Source organism: Haladaptatus ordinarius (assembly GCF_054177595.1).
Genome location: NZ_JBPEHH010000013.1, coordinates 1 through 18,140, shown reverse-complemented (window position 1 = coordinate 18,140; position 18,140 = coordinate 1). Strand labels below are relative to the sequence as shown.

At 62.9% G+C, this 18,140-nt stretch carries 16 protein-coding genes and 1 pseudogene; 6 read left to right on the top strand and 11 right to left on the bottom strand.

Translation table 11 applies throughout. The features are described from left to right. Nucleotides 1-211 precede the first annotated feature (211 nt). Nucleotides 212-808 (bottom strand): HD domain-containing protein, encoded by a 597-nt coding sequence (locus tag ACR3FF_RS06920; RefSeq protein WP_458187226.1) that lies wholly within the window; start codon nucleotides 806-808, stop codon nucleotides 212-214. A 175-nt stretch (nucleotides 809-983) separates the two neighbouring features. Between ACR3FF_RS06920 and ACR3FF_RS06915 the strand changes: the two genes are divergently transcribed. Further along, complete coding sequence (locus ACR3FF_RS06915) at nucleotides 984-1,895, top strand: CPBP family intramembrane glutamic endopeptidase (protein WP_458187225.1); 912 nt, start codon at nucleotides 984-986, stop codon at nucleotides 1,893-1,895. Nucleotides 1,896-1,907: 12 nt separating this feature from the next. On the opposite strand, the gene ACR3FF_RS06910 is transcribed toward ACR3FF_RS06915, so the two are convergent. From ACR3FF_RS06910 to ACR3FF_RS06880, 7 genes and pseudogenes are all read right to left on the bottom strand, one after another. Continuing rightward, nucleotides 1,908-2,630 (bottom strand): EthD domain-containing protein, encoded by a 723-nt coding sequence (locus ACR3FF_RS06910; RefSeq protein WP_458187223.1) that lies wholly within the window; start codon nucleotides 2,628-2,630, stop codon nucleotides 1,908-1,910. 205 nt (nucleotides 2,631-2,835) lie between these two features. Further along, nucleotides 2,836-3,588 (bottom strand): ABC transporter ATP-binding protein, encoded by a 753-nt coding sequence (locus ACR3FF_RS06905; RefSeq protein ID WP_458187221.1) that lies wholly within the window; start codon nucleotides 3,586-3,588, stop codon nucleotides 2,836-2,838. Then, complete coding sequence (locus tag ACR3FF_RS06900; RefSeq protein ID WP_458187219.1) at nucleotides 3,585-4,379, bottom strand: ABC transporter ATP-binding protein; 795 nt, start codon at nucleotides 4,377-4,379, stop codon at nucleotides 3,585-3,587. The genes ACR3FF_RS06905 and ACR3FF_RS06900 overlap by 4 nt, the downstream gene beginning before the upstream one ends. Next, complete coding sequence (locus tag ACR3FF_RS06895; protein WP_458187218.1) at nucleotides 4,376-6,355, bottom strand: ABC transporter permease; 1,980 nt, start codon at nucleotides 6,353-6,355, stop codon at nucleotides 4,376-4,378. Before ACR3FF_RS06895 ends, ACR3FF_RS06900 begins: the two co-directional genes overlap by 4 nt. A gap of 1 nt (nucleotide 6,356) precedes the next feature. Beyond that, nucleotides 6,357-7,540, bottom strand: a pseudogene (locus ACR3FF_RS06890) (ABC transporter substrate-binding protein). 185 nt (nucleotides 7,541-7,725) lie between these two features. Continuing rightward, complete coding sequence (locus ACR3FF_RS06885) at nucleotides 7,726-9,198, bottom strand: DUF3179 domain-containing (seleno)protein (RefSeq protein ID WP_458187216.1); 1,473 nt, start codon at nucleotides 9,196-9,198, stop codon at nucleotides 7,726-7,728. Between the two features lie 88 nt (nucleotides 9,199-9,286). Further along, nucleotides 9,287-10,564: a phenylacetate--CoA ligase family protein gene (locus ACR3FF_RS06880; RefSeq protein ID WP_458187214.1), complete on the bottom strand. Its 1,278-nt coding sequence runs from the start codon at nucleotides 10,562-10,564 to the stop codon at nucleotides 9,287-9,289. Nucleotides 10,565-10,705: 141 nt separating this feature from the next. On the opposite strand from ACR3FF_RS06880, the gene ACR3FF_RS06875 reads away from it, so the two are divergent. From ACR3FF_RS06875 to ACR3FF_RS06860, 4 genes are read left to right on the top strand one after another with little or no spacing between them, the layout of a single operon-like run. Beyond that, complete coding sequence (locus ACR3FF_RS06875) at nucleotides 10,706-11,956, top strand: ABC transporter substrate-binding protein (protein WP_458187212.1); 1,251 nt, start codon at nucleotides 10,706-10,708, stop codon at nucleotides 11,954-11,956. Between the two features lies 1 nt (nucleotide 11,957). Beyond that, nucleotides 11,958-13,934 carry an ABC transporter permease gene (locus ACR3FF_RS06870; protein WP_458187210.1) on the top strand — a complete coding sequence of 659 codons (1,977 nt, stop codon included), beginning with the start codon at nucleotides 11,958-11,960 and terminating at the stop codon, nucleotides 13,932-13,934. Further along, a complete protein-coding gene (locus ACR3FF_RS06865) occupies nucleotides 13,934-14,692 on the top strand; it encodes an ABC transporter ATP-binding protein (RefSeq protein WP_458187208.1) in 759 nt (252 codons plus the stop codon). The genes ACR3FF_RS06870 and ACR3FF_RS06865 overlap by 1 nt, the downstream gene beginning before the upstream one ends. Further along, entirely contained in the window at nucleotides 14,692-15,399 is a 708-nt protein-coding gene (locus tag ACR3FF_RS06860) for an ABC transporter ATP-binding protein (protein ID WP_458187206.1), read from the top strand. The genes ACR3FF_RS06865 and ACR3FF_RS06860 overlap by 1 nt, the downstream gene beginning before the upstream one ends. Before the next feature lie 13 nt (nucleotides 15,400-15,412). Here the strand turns inward: ACR3FF_RS06860 and ACR3FF_RS06855 are convergent, their stop codons facing one another. The 3 genes from ACR3FF_RS06855 to ACR3FF_RS06845 all read right to left on the bottom strand — a co-directional run bounded on the left by ACR3FF_RS06855 (nucleotide 15,413) and on the right by ACR3FF_RS06845 (nucleotide 17,611). Next, nucleotides 15,413-16,246 (bottom strand): TrmB family transcriptional regulator, encoded by an 834-nt coding sequence (locus ACR3FF_RS06855; RefSeq protein WP_458187204.1) that lies wholly within the window; start codon nucleotides 16,244-16,246, stop codon nucleotides 15,413-15,415. A gap of 277 nt (nucleotides 16,247-16,523) precedes the next feature. Further along, on the bottom strand, nucleotides 16,524-17,018 hold the full coding sequence (locus ACR3FF_RS06850) for an Lrp/AsnC family transcriptional regulator (protein ID WP_458187203.1): 495 nt from the start codon (nucleotides 17,016-17,018) through the stop codon (nucleotides 16,524-16,526). Nucleotides 17,019-17,431: 413 nt separating this feature from the next. Further along, entirely contained in the window at nucleotides 17,432-17,611 is a 180-nt protein-coding gene (locus ACR3FF_RS06845; RefSeq protein WP_458187201.1) for a hypothetical protein, read from the bottom strand. Nucleotides 17,612-17,643: 32 nt separating this feature from the next. Between ACR3FF_RS06845 and ACR3FF_RS06840 the strand changes: the two genes are divergently transcribed. Beyond that, a complete protein-coding gene (locus ACR3FF_RS06840) occupies nucleotides 17,644-18,108 on the top strand; it encodes a helix-turn-helix domain-containing protein (RefSeq protein ID WP_458187200.1) in 465 nt (154 codons plus the stop codon). Nucleotides 18,109-18,140 lie beyond the last annotated feature (32 nt).

Here is an 18,140-nt window from a genome sequence, read left to right as displayed (position 1 = left end):
TATGGTACACCTGTCGAAAGGAGGTCGGCGAGACGGGCACCGGTCTCCGAGCGTCCGGCGGGGCAAACTCCGAAACGCGTCCAGGCAGATGTGCACAGAGACGTCCGGACAGGTATCTAGAAAGATATTCGGATAGATAACCAGATAGCTGTCCAGAAATCCGCCAGACAGAAGGCTAAACGAGCGGATCAGATGGACGACTCCCCGACCGTTACTGCGTCTGGCTGTACTGCTCGACCCACTCCTGAAGCGTGATTCCCATCGCAGATTGCGTAATCGCGTTCGAACTCGCCGAGTTGGCGCTTTTGACCAGTTCAGCTTCCAGCGTGCGCTTCGGAACCTCGCCGAGGAAGTGCGGAATCGCGCGCTGAACCGCGAGCGGACAGCCGACTTCGTGGGCCAGCGCGTACCCCGAGATGGAGTGTGGAATATCCTCGGTAGCGTAGGTCGGGTCGGGGTCGAGCAGCGTCTCCTCGCCGACGAAATCGACGTACTCGTAGCACTTGCCCACGTCGTGGAGCAGGCAGGCGGCGACGACGACGTCCTCGTCGGGGTCAGCACCGTGGAACTCGCGTTGTTCTTCGGCACAGCGCATGGCGATTCGGGTCACCCCCCGGACGTGCTCGACGTTCGTCACCTCGTGGATGTTCCACGCATAGGGGATGTCTTCGATATCCCGCCACCCGCCGCGTTCGAGACCCAACACCCACGCCTCGACGACCCGTTCGCGTAACTCGTCGCTCTCGATGGACTGCAGTTCTGGATAGGCATCTTCGACCTGTTTTCGGTAGTCCGGACCGTTGCTCATACCCGGTGGTTCGTGACGGAGCACGTAATGGTTCGCGAATCGGCCAGGGAAACGCTGGGGTCGCGGTCCGAGAGCGACCGAACGGTTCCGAATCGACGTCTCCCTTCGAAGACTCTTCGAGAGAGAACTCCCCCGGTAACACTTTCCCGTTCCGAGCGAACGTCCGACCGAGGCGATGACACGGAGACGACGGTTGGAGAGCACGAAGCTTCCTTTCGGACGGGAAAGTGACCTCTGGGGGTACCTCCTCTTCTCTCACGGCTGGGCGTGGGGATGGTGGAGTATCAACGTCGTCGCCGGATTCGACGCCTTCAGCGTCCCCGGCGTCGTGTTCACCGTCCTCGGTGGGCTGGGACCACCACTGGGAGGTGTCGTCATGTCGTGGGCCACCTACGGCCGCGAAGGAGTACGCGAACTCCGAAGGCGCATCACCGACGTGCGCCGAATCTCCCTCCGATGGTTCGCTGTCGTCTTCTTCCTCGTCCCGGCGCTCACCGCGCTCACGGCTGGCGTCGCCGCGATTTCGGGAATCGCCGCCGACCCGCTCGAACTCGAGGAGTTAACTGACCTGCTTTCGAACCCGACCGGACTGGTCGCCTACGCGGGGTTCGTCCTCGTGCTCGGACCGTTACCGGAAGAGATCGGCTGGCGAGGCTATCTCCTGGACCGCCTGCAACTCCGGCGGAGTGCCCTCACGTCCAGCGTCCTCCTCGGACTGGTGTGGGCGAGCTGGCACGCGCCGTTGTTCCTGATGCCAGGGTACTACAGCGGCGTCGATTTCGCACCCGAACCGCTCAGCTTCGCCTTCAACATCGTCGTCGGCTCTATCATCTACACGTGGATATTCAACAACACCCGACGGAGCGTTCTGGGTGCGATCGGCTACCACTTCGCGGAGAACTTCACGGGGCAGGTCGTCTCGCTCGCACCGGCGGCGGAGACGCTTCGAACCGGCATCACGGTGGCGTTCGTCCTCGTCGTCCTCCGCTGGTGGGGGCCGACGTCGCTTCGGCGAGACGAGCCGAGACCACTGCCGCCCAACGCGTTGCCGTCCGACGACACGCTGGCGTCGGAGACGACGAAGTAGAAAAGGTGTCGTTCAGTCCCGTCTCTCGTCCTTCTGGACGGTCTCCTCGCCGATGAACCGAGGCCGTTCTTCGATGGCGAGGAAGTTGTCCACGTCCTCGCGGGCCTCTTTCGCTTTCCCCTTCGCCGGGTCGTAGTCCCGCGACCCCTCGCTGCCGAGCGCGTCGTGCAGGGCGTCCAGGTCGTCGAAGTAGAGTTCCGCGATGCCGTCGAACTCCGCATTTTCGGGGTCGGTGGGGAGGACGGTGTCGTACTTCACGACGCCCTCTATCTCGCGGGCGATGGGCGTGTGGTTGTTCTGCCAGTGGTCGACGAACTCCTCGTGGCTCATCCCCTCCTTGCGGACGAGGAACGCGCTGTGTTTGTACAGGCCGTCCGTCTCTCCGTCTACCTCGTCTCTCTGCGTGACGACTTCGCCGATGAATCGCGGGCGCTCCTCGATGGCGAGGAAGTTGTCCACGTCCTCGCGGGCCTCTTTCGCCTTGCCCTTCGCGGGGTCGTAATCCCGCGACCCCTCGCTCCCGAGCGCGTCGTGCAGGGCGTCCAGATCGTCGAAGTAGAGTTCGGCGAGGCCGTCGAACTCGGCGGCCTCGGGATTCACCGGCAGCACCGTACCGTACTTCACGACGCCCTCTATCTCGCGGGCGATCTTCGTATGGTTGTTCTGCCAGTAATCGACGAACTCGTCGTGGCTCATTCCCTCCTTACGCACCAGTAAGGCGACGTGTTTGTACATTCGTCTGAAATCACTGTCCGTGGTATCATAAAGCACCCGAAGGGTATCCGTTCACGACACCGAAATCGAGCGTCGAAACGGCTCGTCCACCCGCGTCGTTCACCGAACCTACACCATCGTTTCCGATGTTTTCCCGTCGCCGTCTCCATCTCGACGAACGTTTCTCAACCGAGAGCCCATCCCGGTGGTTCTGTCGCCGACTCCATCACCTCGTCACACCCAGATGCCGGGTCAGGACCGCCTCGTCTTCCCGGAGCTGTTCGGTGGTTCCGTGGTAGACGATTTCGCCACGGTCGAGCACGTAGTGGCGGTCCGCCAGTTCGAGCGCAACCTCGATGTTCTGTTCGACCAGCAGTATGGCGGTGCCGCCGGCGTTCAGGTCGGTGACGATATCCTCCACCTGTCGGACGACGAACGGAGCCAGCCCTTCGGTTGGCTCGTCTAGCAACATGATGTCGGCACCGCCCACCAGCGCGCGGGCGATGGCGAGCATCTGCTGTTCCCCGCCCGAGAGCGCGGCCCCGCGGCGGTCGGGATGGTCGCGAAGGTTCTCGAACTCCGCGAGTACGTCGTCGGGGGCGCGCTTGGTGGCCGTCTCACCGCCACCGAGGTGGCCGATGAGCAAGTTTTCCGCGACGGTCAGCCCAGGGAAGATACGTCGCTCTTCGGGAACATACGCCATGTTTCGGCGAACCGTCTCTTCCGGCGAGAGGCGGGTGACGTCTTCGTCGCGCAGCGTGACGGTACCGGCGTCAGGAACGACGCTTCCGACGATAGACCGAAGGATGGTCGTCTTGCCCGCGCCGTTACGGCCGACCAGCGAGACTATCTCGTCCGCTTCGACGCACAGCGAGACGCCGTGGAGGACCTCGGTTCCGCCGTACCCTGCGACGAGGTCAGCCGCGTCGAGCAGGGGACTCGTGCAAGCACCCGCGTCGAGACGCTCGTCGCTCGTCATCGAACGCCCCCCAGGTACGCCCGTTGGACCGCTTCGTCGTCGGCGATTCGTTCCGGCGACCCCGTCGCCAGGACCTGTCCGCGGTGTAACACCGTAATCGCATCGGAGACGTCCATCACGAGGTCGATGTCGTGTTCGATGAGCAACAGCGTCCGGTCGGCCAGCACCTCCTCGATGAGAGTCATCGTCCGAGCGGTCTCCTCGCCGCTCATCCCGGCGGTCGGTTCGTCGAGTAACACGAGGTCCGGGTCCGTGGCGAGGACGAGTCCCAGTTCGAGGCGACGGCGGTCCCCGTGAGCGAGTGCCCGCGCGGAGTCGTCTGCTCGCTCGGCCAGTCCGATATCTTCGAGAACCGCCTCGGTACGGTCGTTGATGTCGGTGAACCGCCCCGTCGGCGTGAACAGTTTTCCGAGCGCCGAAATCGCGTCGTCGGCGACCGACTGTGCTGCCAGTCGGACGTTCTCGCGCACCGACAGACCGCCGAAGACGGTGCTAATCTGGAACGACCGCCCCATCCCTCGCCGAACCCGGTCGTGCGGCGGCAGGTCGGTGACGTCTACATCGCGGAGGTAGACCCGACCCTTGGTGGGCGCGAGGGCTCCGGTGAGACAGTTGAACAGCGTCGTCTTTCCGGCACCGTTGGGGCCGATGACGCTGCGGAACTCCCCCTCTCGCACTGCGAGGTCGACGGCGTCGACGGCCGTGAAGGTACCGAACTGCCTGGTCAGTCCCTCGGCCCGCAGGACGCAGTCCCCCGTCGGGGAGCGGTCGGCCGCGTCGGTGGTCGTCATTTGTTCACCTCCCGCTCGGTCTCGGTCAGCGGTTCGGGTTCGTCGGGTGTCCTCCCCGTGGAACTACCGAGGAGTTCGAGTACCTTCCGTGGGAGTGACACCAGTCCACGCGGCAAGGCGACGACGAAGGCCACGAAGACGACCCCCAGCGCCAGTTGCCACTGGTCCGTGTACGACGACAACAGGTCTTCGAATCCGATGAACGCGCCCGCACCGAGCATCGGCCCGTAGAGCGTGCCCATCCCGCCGAGGATGGTCATCACGATGACCTCGCCGGAGTTCAACCAGTGGAGAAACGACGGCGCTGCGTAGCCGTTGTGGACGGCGAACAGACCGCCGGCGAGACCGGCCAGTGCGCCGCTGACGACGAACGCCTGCCGTTTGTAGGCGGTCACGTCGTAGCCGACGAACTCCGCGCGGCGCTCGCTCTCCCGAATCGACTGCAGGACGCTCCCGAAGGGGGCGTTCATCATCCGCCGGGCGAGCAGGTACGACCCGACGACGACCGCCAGGAGGAAGTAATAGAAGAGCACGTCTTCCCCGACGAACGGTATCGCCTCCGCGATGTCGTCCAGTTCCGCACTGACGCCCGCGATGCCGTACACCACGTCCGCGCCGAAGAGACCGTCGCTCCCTCCCGTCCACTGGAACTTGAAGACGGCGTTGTAGAACAGTTGGGCGAACGCCAGCGTTATCATCGCGAAGTACACCCCCGAGATGCGAATCGAGAGGTGACCCATCCCCCATGCGATGACCGTACAGACCGCAACCGAAGCCGCGAGGGCGACGAACGCCGACGGCGTGACGTGCAGCAGTACGAGGACGGCGGCGTACGCGCCGGTTCCGTAGAACAGTGCGTGTCCGAGCGAGACGAGGCCGGCGTAGCCCATCACGAAGTCGAGGCTGAGCGCGAACAGCGCCCAGACCAGCACGTCGGTCAGTAACGTGACGACGAACTGCGAGTACAACACGTCGACGCCGAACGGAACCGCCACGAGGAGACCGACGACCACCGCACCGAGGCGATGTCGCTGACCGTCGGTCAGCACGGCCCGACCACGTCCCGCGAGCAGTTCCCCTTCCGACTCGGCGGTCGCCTGCCACTCCGGATTGCCGAACAGCCCTTCGGGACGAACGAGAAGGACTAGAATCATCAGGATGAACACGACCAACCCCTCGAAAAACGGGAAGTAGGCGCGTGCGAGCGTCTGGATAACCCCGACGGCGACCCCGCCGATGACCGCACCGCGGAAACTGCCGAGGCCGCCGAGGACGACGATGACGAACGCCGGGATGATGACCGAATTACCCATGCTCGGGTTCACGTTCTGGTAGGCTCCGAGGACGATGCCGGCGAGGGCGGCGAGAGCGGCACCGAATGCGAAGACGACGGTGTAGTAGCGGTCGATGTCGATGCCCAGGTTGCGCACCATCTCGCGGTCCTGTGACCCGGCGCGCACCACGAGTCCGAAGCGGGTGTTGTTCAGCGCCCACCACGTCCCGACCGACAGAGCGACGCCGATGCCGACGATGAAGTAGCTGTACAGAGAGTTGCTGACCCCGAAGACCGTCACCGGCCCGTCGAGGAGTGCGGGCGGCCCGAACGGCTTGGCCTGTTTCCCCCAGACGAGCGTGATGAGGTCGTTGAGTATCAACACTAGTCCGAAGGTAAGCAGGATATGGTACAGGGGGTTCCGGCCGTACAGCGGGCGCAACGTGGTCCGTTCGACGACCGCGCCGACGACGGCGACGAGCAGCGGTGCGACGAGCAGCGCGACCCAGAACCCCGCACCGCCGAGAGGTGCGGCCAGCGCGAACGCGAGGTAGGCGCCGAGGGCGAAGAACTCGCCGTGGGCGAAGTTGATGACGTCCATCACGCCGAAGATGACCGAGAGCCCTGCCGCCAGCAGGACGTACACCATCCCGATGGTCAGCCCATTCAACAACTGCTCGGCGAGTCCGGTGACGGCGACCATGTCAGAGGTCGCAGTTCACGCTATCACAGGGCGGGATGGCGTTCTGCCCCTCGATTTTCGTTCGGAGTTCGACCGCCGTCGTCTCTCCGGACTCGGGCATGACGTTCTCCCCCGCCCAGACGGGATTCGTGGCCTGTTGGTCACACTCGCGGAACCGGTTCGGCCCGAACAGGCTATCGACCTGGAGACCCGGAAGCACGTTCGTTACCTCGTCGGGGTCGTTCGTTTCCGCCTCTGGATACCCAGCGCGGTCATCCGGATGGAGTCGTAGGCGACCCGCGCGAAGTTGTCCGGCGTGTTTCCGTTGGCCTCCTGGTACGAACTGACGAACTGGGCGTTGTCGCCGGTCTCTAACTTCGGCACGTAGCGTACGCCGCCGAAGGTGTTCGCCGCAACCGGGCCGAGCGCGGAGCGGACGACCTGGAACGTCATCGTCGGGCTGACGAGTGCGACCTCGTCTTTCAGTCCCGCGTTCGCGGCCTGCTTGACGAAGTTAACGAGGTCGCTGCCGGTCATACCGATTACCACGACCTCCGCGTCGGAGTTGCTGATCTGGCTGACGAACGACCCGAAGTTGGTCGCGCCGAACTGCGACCGCGATGCGCTGACCTCCTCGAACTCGTCACTGGTCGCCTGCATTCGAGAGCGCCACTCCTGGAGAACGGAGTTGCCGTAGGCGTAGTCGGCGATGTGGAACCACACCTTGCTTCCGAGATTCTCTATCGTCCACGGTGCCATCGCCTCCGCGATCTGTGCGGCGTTGGTCTCCGCACGGAAGACGTACTCGTTACACTGCTCGCCGGTGATGGCGACCGCCGCCGCACCGGGATTGTAGACGACCTCCTCTTGCTCCGCGAACTCGTTCAACGCGAGCGCGGTCGAACTCGAAATCGCGCCCATCACGTACGAAACGTCGTTCTGGTCGACGACTTTCTGGGCCTTCCGACGGCCAGTCGCTGGGTCGGCTTGCGTATCGTCGAAGACGGCGTCTATCTGAAAGTCGAACTCGTCACTCTGGTTTACGTGCTGGATAGCCAGTCGTGCCCCCTGTCGCTGGCCCTGTGCGAGACCGCTGAACGGACCGGTCATCGGGCTGAGAACGCCGTACCTGACGGTGCCGATTCCCTGTGTCCGAAGACTCCCGACGCGGCCGGTCAGTGCGCCTGCGCCTGCAACTCCCGCCAGTCCGAGAAACGTTCTCCGCGAAGTGCTACTCGTGTGCTGGTCACTCTGTTCCCCACCACCGTGCGCGTCGTTCACGCGACCCATACGAACCCTCCGTAATCCTTAATAATAAACCGTTGCGTAGTAGTTGGATCCTCGGTCCGTGAAAAAAGAGAGCAATCACCCCATCGAACGGTTGAATTTCGTTACGGACTCGTGAATCGCTCGTCACCGGGCGCGATTCGCCAGTCGTCGTACCCCGTTCGGAACGCGAGCCAGAGACCGTGTCGACCCGGAATCCGTTCTCGTCGGTGGTGGTCGTCCCCCGTCCCCCCTGGCTCCGCGACGAGAGCGTCGGGCGTTCGTTTCCACGTCGTCCCCTCGGCATCCACCAGCGAATCGCCCGACCGGGACAGCGGAAGCGGTGGTGCCTCGTACACGGCCACGTCGGTTCCGTCGCCGAGGACGACGACCGACCGACCGTCAAGTTCGTCCGTGACTAGGCCACGCTCTGCCACCCAGTCCACGGGGTAGACGTGAACCGTCCCGCCGCGCTCCACGGCGTAGACGTACTCCTTGTCTGCGAGCGTGCGCTCGTCGTTCTCGCCGTCTTCGCCGTCGCTCCTCTCGCTGGATTGGACGCCGGGGTGGGAGACCGAGTCGTTCTCCCAGTAGTGGCGACTGATGAAGCCGTCGTAGTCGCGGTAGTACTCGTAGTCCCAATCGTACCCCGTGTCCGGGTTCAACACCATCGTTTCCGATGTCTTTTCGCGCCACTCGTCCCACGAACACTGCGTGACGGGCAGGAAATCGAGGGTGGTGTCGGTTTCGAAGTACGGGCCTGCGACCGGTACGCCCCGATGTTGTGACCAGAGGCTCCCCGTCTCCTCGTCGTACATCAGTTTGTTGCCGCCGTGGATACACCCCGTGCTCCCGAACGAGAGCGTTTGGTCGTCTCCGGCGGATGCGTTCGGTATCCCGTCGACCCGGCAGTCGTACAGAATCGGCGAGTTACACATCGTACAGTAGGTCAGCGAGAGGGGGATTCCACCGAGTTCGACGTTGAGCATCTCGTGTGGAAAGACGAGATAGCGAGGAACTGCGTAGGGCTGTCCGGCCACCTCGAAACCGAACACGAGGTCCGAATCGCGGAGATACTCGGTCTCCTCGGCGGGCAGAAACTCCGGGCCGTTCAGCGGATGCAACGAAGCGGGGTCGGTGTTCCCCCAGCGGATACCCTCGACGTCCGGATGTCGCGGCGACGTATCGAGCAAATTGCCGACCAGTGGATGATAGCGTTCGAACAGTCGAATCTTCCACTCGGCGAACCCGGAGAGCGGTTCGACGTCCCGCTCCGTGAGCCACGCCTCCCACTTCAACCACGCCGCCGGACCGTCGAACTCCGGGTCGGCGTTCGCACGGAGCGCGTCGATGACTCCCGGCCACGCGACTTCCGGGTGGGTGAGCGACCGCGGTGGTGACTCCTCTCGAAGCACTTCGGGAAAGCCGAACCGCTGCCAGTCGTTCGCCACCGCGTCGAGGGTCGCCAGTTCCACGAGATGTGGGACGAGCCGGTCGTCGCCCTCCTCGGCGATTCGAGAGAGCGTCTCGCGGTGGACGGCCCGGTCTTTGACGAGTAGGCGGTCTGCGAGGTCGTGGAGGTCGGAGTCAGCAGCCATGCACACCACATCGGAGAACGAACACTTATACTGTCGGCCGCACGCCATCGTCAGCCCGACGCGCACCGTCTGCGGCGCTAATCCATCGTCAGCGATGGTCGTAGATTCGTTTCGCCTTGCCGACCTCGGTTTTGTCGATGGTGCCCGGTTCGACCACCCGAACCTCGTCGGGAGTCAACTGGAGCACGTCGTGTAGGCGTGTGCGGAGGCGGTCTGCGAGGTCGGTTGCGTTCGCACCGGGTTCGCGCTCGACCGTCAGTTCGAGCGTATCGAGACTGCCCTCCGTTCGAAGGTCGATTCGATACTGCGGTGTGACGGCGTCGAACTCCAGGACGACGCTCTCTATCTGGCTCGGATAGACGTTGACTCCGCGAACGACGAGCAAGTCGTCGCTCCGCCCGGTAATCGACAGGCGAGCGTGAGTGCGTCCGCAAGCACATCGCTCGCGCGTGAGCGTCCCGACGTCACCGGTCCGGTAGCGAAGGACGGGGAGTGCGACTTTCGACAGCGCCGTCAACACGAGTTCACCTTCCGCACCCTCCGGCAGCGCGTCTCCCGTCGATGGGTCGACGATTTCGGGAAGGAAGTGGTCTTCCCAGAGATGCATCCCGTCGCACTGCTCGGCACACTCCGTGGCGATGCCCGGTCCCATCAGCTCAGAGAGACCGTAGTTCTCGGTGACCGTGGCGTCGAACCGCTCCGCGATTTCGGCGCGCATCGCGGGAGTCGATGGTTCCGCTCCGACTAAAATCGCCGAGAGTGGGAGGTCGCGGGGGTCGATACCGCGCTCGTCCGCCGTTTCGGCGAGGTACAGTGCGTACGACGGGATGGTGACGAGCGCGTCCACGTCGAGGTCGCGAACGAACCGGAGTTGCCGGACAGTGTGACCCGCACCCGTCGGGACGGCCACACAGCCCAGTCGCTCGATTCCGGCGTGAAAACCCAGTCCGCCGGTAAAGAGGCCGTACCCCGCCGCGTTCTGGACGGTCTGGCCGGCCGAAACACCGGCGGTCGAGAGGGTACGCGCCGTGAGGTCGGCCCACGTATCGAGGTCGGCGTCGGTGTACGCCACGACCTTCGGCTTCCCAGTCGTCCCCGAAGACGCGTGGATGCGGCGTATCTCGTCGCGGTTGACCGCGAACAGACCGTCCGGGTAGGTGTCACGGAAGTCCGCCTTCGTCGTGAACGGGAGTGAGGAGATATCTTCGACGCCGTCGACGTCCGACGGGGAGATGCCGACCTCGTCGAAGCGACGACGGTAGTGAGGTACATTCTCGTACGCGTGTTCGACCGACCGTCGGAGACGTATCGCCTGACGCTCCCGAATGTCCGCCCGTGAGAGCGATTCTAGCGAGTCGTGAGCCATGTTACGTCATCACACGAGTAGAGTAAATCGTTTACCCTGCCCGAAAACTCCCATCTCTGTCATCGGATACTTCCATTCCTGAACCGACATTCAGTCAATCTTATACAATCATTTATTATTCGCCCTTCGTTCCTTGTTGTCATGGCAAATGGTAACCCGGGTGAGGCAAACGGATTCGAAACGAGTCGTCGGGCGTTGCTCGGCGCGGTGGGTGCTGGCGGACTCGCGGGAGTGGCGGGCTGTATCGATAACATCGGCGGCAGCGGTGGGAGCGTCGACACCGTGAAATACGGCATCCTCAATCCGATGACGGGACCGTACGCCGGACTCGCCGAAGAGCAGCGAAAGGGCGTGAAACTGGCCATCGAGACGATAAACGACAGCGACGAGTACGAGTTCACCATCGACGCGAAGTACGGCGACACGCAGGCCGACGTCGAGACGGGCCAACAGGAGGCACGAAAACTGGTCGAACAGCACAGCGCCTCGTTCCTGATGGGTGCGATTTCCAGTTCCGTCGCGCTCGGTTTGAACGAGTTCGCGAACAAAGAGGGGACCATCTACTCGCCGGGGGCGGCGGCCATCCCCATCACCGGGAAAAACTGCAACAAGTACGTCTTCCGCTGTGAGACGAACACCGCACAGATAGCGGAAGCCTGCTCCGAGTGGACGCTGAAGAACCTCGGAAGCAATGTGTGGTTCCACATCGCCGACTACGCTTACGGCAAGTCCGTCCTCAGCGAGTGGCGTTCCCGGATGAAACAGTCGAGTGCGGATTTCACGGAGGTCGGCGTCACGAAGGCGGAGTTCGGCGCGAAGAACTTCGACTCGTTCATCAGCCAGATAAAGAACTCCGAGGCCGACGTGGTCGTGGTCGGGTCGACCGGTAGCGACTTCATCAACTTCGCGAAACAGGCGAAATCGCAGGGATTGACGAACCAGAAGGAACTGATGACGACGACCGCGACGTTCCAGGTCGTCAGGGGTGCGCTCGGCGAGGACGCCGACGGAATTTACAGCGGAACCCGATACGTTCCGAAGATCGATTCCGGTGACAACAAGGAGTTCGTGAAGGCGTACAAGAACGCGAACGGGAGCGAACCCGGCAACTTCGCGCGGGTCGCCTACGACTCCATCCGAATGGTCGCCAACGGTATCAAGGAGGCGGGAAGCACCGACCCGGACGAAGTGGCCGACACGCTCGCAGGGCTGGAGATGGACACCCTGTTCGGGAAGAACACGTTCCGCGAGTGTGACCACCAGGCGGAGAATCCGGTCTGGGTCGGGCAGAACGTCTACAACGGCGGGAAGATGGCAGACGTGAAACTCATCAACAAGGTCGAGGGTGACGAAGCGATTCCCCCGTGCGACCAGACCAACTGTCAGCTCTGACATGGCGGGCGCACTCCTCGAACAGCTTCTGAACGGACTGACCATCGGGGCGGTCTACGTGCTCCTGGCAGCAGGGCTGTCTATCATCTTCGGCGTGATGGACGTCATCAACTTCGCCCACGGCGAGTTCTTCGCCCTCGGCGCCTACCTCGCGTTCGCCATCGTCGCCGTTGGAACCGGTGGCGGAATATTCTGGGTCGCGCTGCTCGTCGCACCGCTACTCGTCGCCGTCGTCGGCGCGGTCGTCGAGCGAGCGACGATTCGGCCGCTGTACGGCCGGAACCCCCTGTACCACATCCTCCTCACATTCGGACTCGTCTTAATCTTCAAAGACGCCATCGCGTTGGTCTGGGGTGACAACCCCAAGCCGTTCGCACAACCGCCCGTGCTTCGTGGTCCCGTCGACCTGTTCGGATTCAGCTACTCGAAGTACAACCTCTTCGTCATCGGCATCGGCGTCGTGATGGCGCTCGGAACGTGGCTCATCCTGAACCGAACCCGGTTCGGTCTGGTCGTTCGCGCGGGGGCACAGGACCGCGAGATGGTGCGTCACCTCGGCATCGACATCGACCGCTACTACACCGTCGTCTTCGCGTTCGGCGCGTTCCTCGCCGCCCTCGCCGGCATCGTCCTCGGTGCGAAACAGGGCGTCTACACCGGGATGGGCAACTCGGTCATCATTCCGGCGTTCGTCATCGTCGTCCTCGGCGGCCTCGGCAGTTTCCGCGGCGCAGTGCTCGGCGGGTTCGCCGTGGGCGTCCTCGAAACGTTCTTCCGGAGTCCACCGTTCGGACTCGAGGCAATCCTCCCGGACATCGGCGGCGTGGTCGTCTTCCTGCTGATGATAGGCGTCCTGCTCGTCCGTCCCCAGGGACTCTTCGGCAACCCCGAGTGGGAGTCTTCCGACGGCGGCGGCGAACTGCTGACGGGTGGTGGCGGCGGCGTGCTCGACGACAGAACGCGCGTTCGCCTCGGGGCGGTCGTCGTCGGACTGCTCTCTCTCGCCCCCCTCGGAATCGGGGTGCTCTACACCTCCTACGAGGTGAACACGCTCCTCCTCTCCGCGCTCATCTGGGCGCTGTTCGCGCTCAGCCTCGACTTCGTGATGGGCTACGCCGGCCTCGTCTCGCTCGGGCACGTCCTCTTTTTCGGTCTGGGAGCCTACGGCACCGTCCTCACCGTCGAGCACGCGACGCCGTCGGTGTTCTCCGCGCTCGCGGTCGGCATCGTCGTCGCCGCGTTCGTCGCGTGGGGCGTCGGCCACCTCTCGATTCGCGTGTCCGGAGTCTACTTCTCGATGATAACACTCGGGTTCGCAGAGCTGTTCTTCCAACTCGTACAGAACACCGAGTTCACTGGGGGAAGCGACGGCCTGTTCAAAGGCTTCGACCCGGTGTACGGCCTGACGAGCGGCCCCGAAGTCGGCGACGTCGCCCTGCTCGGCGACATCGAGTTGTTCTACTACTTCGTGCTCGCGCTCGTCGTCGGGTCGTACCTGCTCGCCCGGCGGATGATGAACGCCCCCTTCGGGAGCGTCCTGCAGGGCATCCGCGAGAGCGAGGAACGAGCCTCGTTCGTCGGCTACGACGTGACCGCCTACAAACGGCAGGCGTTCGTCGTCAGCGGCGCACTGGCCGGCCTCGCCGGCGGACTCTCGGCGATTCACACCGGCGGGGTCGCACCCTCGTTCCTCGCGTGGATAAAATCCGGCGAGGTCATCGTGATGACCATCCTCGGCGGGATGGGCACGCTCTACGGGCCGATGCTCGGCGCGGGCGTGTACGTCGCGCTGGGGGAATTTCTCAGTTCGTTCACCGAACAGTGGCAGGGCCTCCTCGGGACGGTGTTCGTCCTGTTCGTCATCTTCGTGCCACGCGGCCTCGTCTCGCTTCCCGGGATGGTCGCCCGACACACGAACCAGGAGGCCGGTGGCGGTCCCGAACCCGTCGCCGACCCCGAATCGGAGGTGAGCAACTGATGGCAGTGCTGGAGACGCAGAACCTCACGCGGCGGTTCGGCGAACTCGTCGCGGTGGACGCGGTGAACCTCTCCGTCGAGGCGGGCGAGTTCCGCAGCGTCATCGGCCCCAACGGCGCCGGAAAGACGACGCTGTTCAACCTCGTCACGGGGGCGCTCGCACCCACGTCGGGGAGCGTCGTTTTCGCGGGCGAGGACGTGACGAGTCTGTCGCCACACGAACGCGTCCGACGGGGTATCGGGCGGTCGTTCCAGATTACGACCGTCTTCGGCGGACTCAGCGTTCGGGAGAACGTCCGACTCGCGGCCCAGTCCGGCCACGACGAATCGCGCTGGGTCGGCGAGCGCCTGTTCCGTCCGGCGGATAGCTTCCCGGCGGTCAACGAACGGGTCGACGACGTGTTGGGTCGAATCGAACTCGCGGGACGTGCGGACGAGCGGGCGGCGGCGCTGGCCTACGGCGACCGGCGACGACTGGAAATCGGGCTGGTGCTGGCGACCGACCCCCAAGTCGTCCTGCTGGACGAACCGACCGCCGGGATGAGCGTGGAGGAGACGCGAGCGACGATGGAACTCATCGACGACGTGTTGGCGGACAGGACGCTGTTGCTCATCGAACACGACATCGACCTCGTCATGAACATCTCCGACCGCATCACCGTGCTCAATCGCGGGCAGGAACTGGCGACCGGTACGCCCGAGGACGTGGCGGCGAACGACGAGGTGCAGGCGGCGTACCTCGGAGGTGTTCGGGCCTGATGCTCTCCATCGAGAACCTCCGGGCGGGGTACGGCGAGACGGAAGTGCTCTCCGGCGTCTCGCTCGACGTGCCGGAGGGCGAAATCGTCGCGCTCATCGGGCGCAACGGCGTCGGCAAGACGACCACCCTGCGGTGTATCACGGGGGCGCTCACGCCGACCGCCGGAGCGATTCGACTCGACGGGGAAGACATCGCCGGCCGGTCGCCGGTCGAAACTGTCGAGCGAGGAATCGCGCTGGTGCCGGAAGAACGACGCGTGTTCCCCGGCCTCTCGGTGCGCGAGAACCTCGCAATCGGCGCACTCGGGGGCAACGACAGCGCCCATCGCAAGGAGGTAGACGACGTGCTCTCGACCTTCGAGAACCTCCGGGAACGACAGCACAGTCGCGGCACCGACCTCTCGGGTGGCGAACAGCAGATGCTCGCCATCGCTCGTGCGCTAGTCTGTGGCGCGGACCTGCTCATGCTCGACGAACCGACCGAGGGACTCGCCCCGCTCGTCGTCGAACAGGTGGAAGAACTCGTCCGCGACCTGAACGAGGAGGGCATCACGGTGTTGCTCGTCGAACAGAACGTCGCCGTGGCGCTCTCGCTCGCGGACCGCGTGTACCTGCTAGACCACGGCAGAATCGTCTTCGAGGGGACGCCCGAAGAACTGGAAGCGAACGGGGACGTGTTGGACGACCACCTCGGCATCAGCGTGTAACTCTGCGCCGCTCTTATCCGTCGGCGGTGTCGGAACCGTCGACCGATTTCAAGCCCGTGGCCATCAGCCGTCGGGCGATGACCACGATACCGTTGTCGAAACCTCTGCCGAAGACGGCCTTCTCGACGTTGGACTCGCCGGCATCGCTCTGCTGGACCGAACTGACCAGAATCGTATTTCGGTCGACCAGCAACAGGCGACTTATCGTCACCTCCTCCTCGTCGCCGGGCAGAGAGCCGCTCAGCCACTCAAGTCCGGAAACGAAGACCTCGGAATCGGGGAGTTCCTCCTGTATCCGGTGGCGTAGCTGGTCAGTCACTGCGCCGACGAGAACATTGATTCCCCTTTTCTGGACCCGCTGCAGGTGCTCGACCAGTTCCTCGGTGAGAACTTCTTCGCGGCCGACGACGAGGACGATTTCTCGTCCAGCACCGTCGATGAGTTGTTGTGTCCGATTCGCAATCGCAGTGGCTCCAGACATCGCCCACACTTCGTGTGTCACTTCCTGGTCGGCGTCCGGCAGTACTGGTTCGATGTCCTCGATGGCTTCGACGAGCGTCTCCGTCCGAGATTTGAACTCCCGTCGAAGCGTCTCGGCTGCCTCGTCGATCGCTACGGCCCGAAACTGCTGGGGGTTCGTGTGCTGAATCTCGACGAGTCCCTTGGCTTCTAGCACTCGTATCGCGTCGTAGACCCGCGTTCGCGGAACGTCGGACGTCTCGCTTATCTCCTTGGCCGTCCCTTTCGGGAGGCGTGACAGTGCCACGAAACATTTCGCCTCGTACTCTTTCAAGCCGAGGTTCTGAAGCAGTTCGACCGCTCGTTGGTGATTAGATAAGTCTTTCATGGGTCCCAACCATGCTACCGGCGTATCCGGTACCGTCTCCGATGTTCTGACGCCACTCACAAGTCAGTTCCTGTCTCACCGACAGCGAGTATCTAACAGGAACGCCGTTCATATCCATCCGTAGCGTCTGGAACGGCTTGAACCACACTGATAGGATTTCTATTGCTTTGTGGATTCCGTACTTATTCGTCTTCTGGAACGGGGTTCGACATAATCTAATGTGGGAAGCGCAGGATATAACTCTATAGTTGCGGTTGCAGTAGATATAAAATAATTGTTACTCTTCTAACTCCGCCGAACCACCTTCCGCCGTAGTGAAGTGGAAATGATTGAACGGCTGCATCTTGCGCTGTTTCATGAGCTCTGAACTCTCTATCTCGATACCGAGGTCGTGGACGGAGTCCGTGATGCGGGTGATGTCCGACGTGCTCGTCGCGACGACTTCGATGTGGATGTTCTTCCGTCCGGTCAGCACCTCCCGGATGTCGCCCACTCCCTTGATGTCCATTACCTTCTCTGCCAATTCGCCACGCTCGGTCAGTGGAGCGGTGCAGACGAAAACGACTCGCAGCGGAAGCTTCGCCGCTTCGAAGTCGATTTCGGGGTGGTAGCCCTTGATGATACCGTCCGTTTCGAGCTGATCGATCCTGTTTCGAATCGTGCTCGGTGAGACGCCGACCGTGTCGGCGATTTCCTGGGCGGTCGTATTGCGGGCCTCCTGCTGGAGCATGTGTAAAATCCCTCTATCGACGTTGTTCAACTCTCTGGGCATGGTGTCGGATACGAGCACCGGCCGTATGCATTCTGGGTGCAAAAACGGTGTCGTGCGCATCAAATCGTCCCCCGTTCGTCGACTGTCGTCTCTTCACCCAGATAATCACAGTAAGATTATACCGGACCAGTGCGAACCGGGGAGTGGCACGGAGTTCGATAGGGTCCCAACCGATCGTCAATCCGTGTCAGAACTGCCACCTTCGTGGCAGTTTCCGTAGAGAGATTCGTTCCCGTTCGCTACCGCTCGGAGAGAGTTCTCCCACCGAGTACGAAACCACGTTCGGGCGTGAGCAGTGTTCCCCGAACTTCGTCGACGTCGTGACTGTGATGGGGCCACTCGCTCGAACGGCACGTCGTAACTCGCTTTCTCACAACATCGGACGACGGAGAACGATGGCGACCGATTACGGTCTACAGCGAATCGGTGACCGAGAACGAATCAGCTCGAATCGGGAGACCGTTCCTCGTAGCGAGGTCTTCGAGCGAGTGGATGCGAACCGTCGACGGTGTCGAACTGAACGGAACGCCCGTTCGACTAGCTCGGCGTTCGAAACGGTACACCTGCCACGGGACTAGTGCTTCGTCAACCATAGATTGTTAAGAGACAATCTGTTAGAGAGGATATGGTAAACAAGGAGTATACGGTTGATCTTTCAGACGAGGAACGCACCGAGCTCGAATCGTTCGTCTCTCACGGCAAACGGAGTGCTCAAGCAATTACCCGGGCTCGAATACTACTTCGGGCTGATGAGGGCGTCAGCGATCCAAACATCGCTGACGCGCTCGACTGTAGCGCAATGACCGCTCATCGAATGAGAAAACGTTACTGCGAGGACGGGATTGCGGCGATTCATCGCCGCGATCCCGACCGTGAGTATGAGCGGAAACTCACCGGTGAAGACGAAGCACACCTCATCGCACTTGCCTGTAGCGACCCTCCTGATGGGCGCCACCGTTGGACGCTTCGGCTTCTTGCCGACGAACTCGTTGTGCTTGAGGAAACCGACGTCGAGTCGGTTTCCCACGAAACAGTGCGTCAAACGCTCAAAAAAACGAACTCCAGCCTCACCGATCCAAACAATGGGTGATTCCGCCTGGCCAAAGCACTGAATTCGTCTAT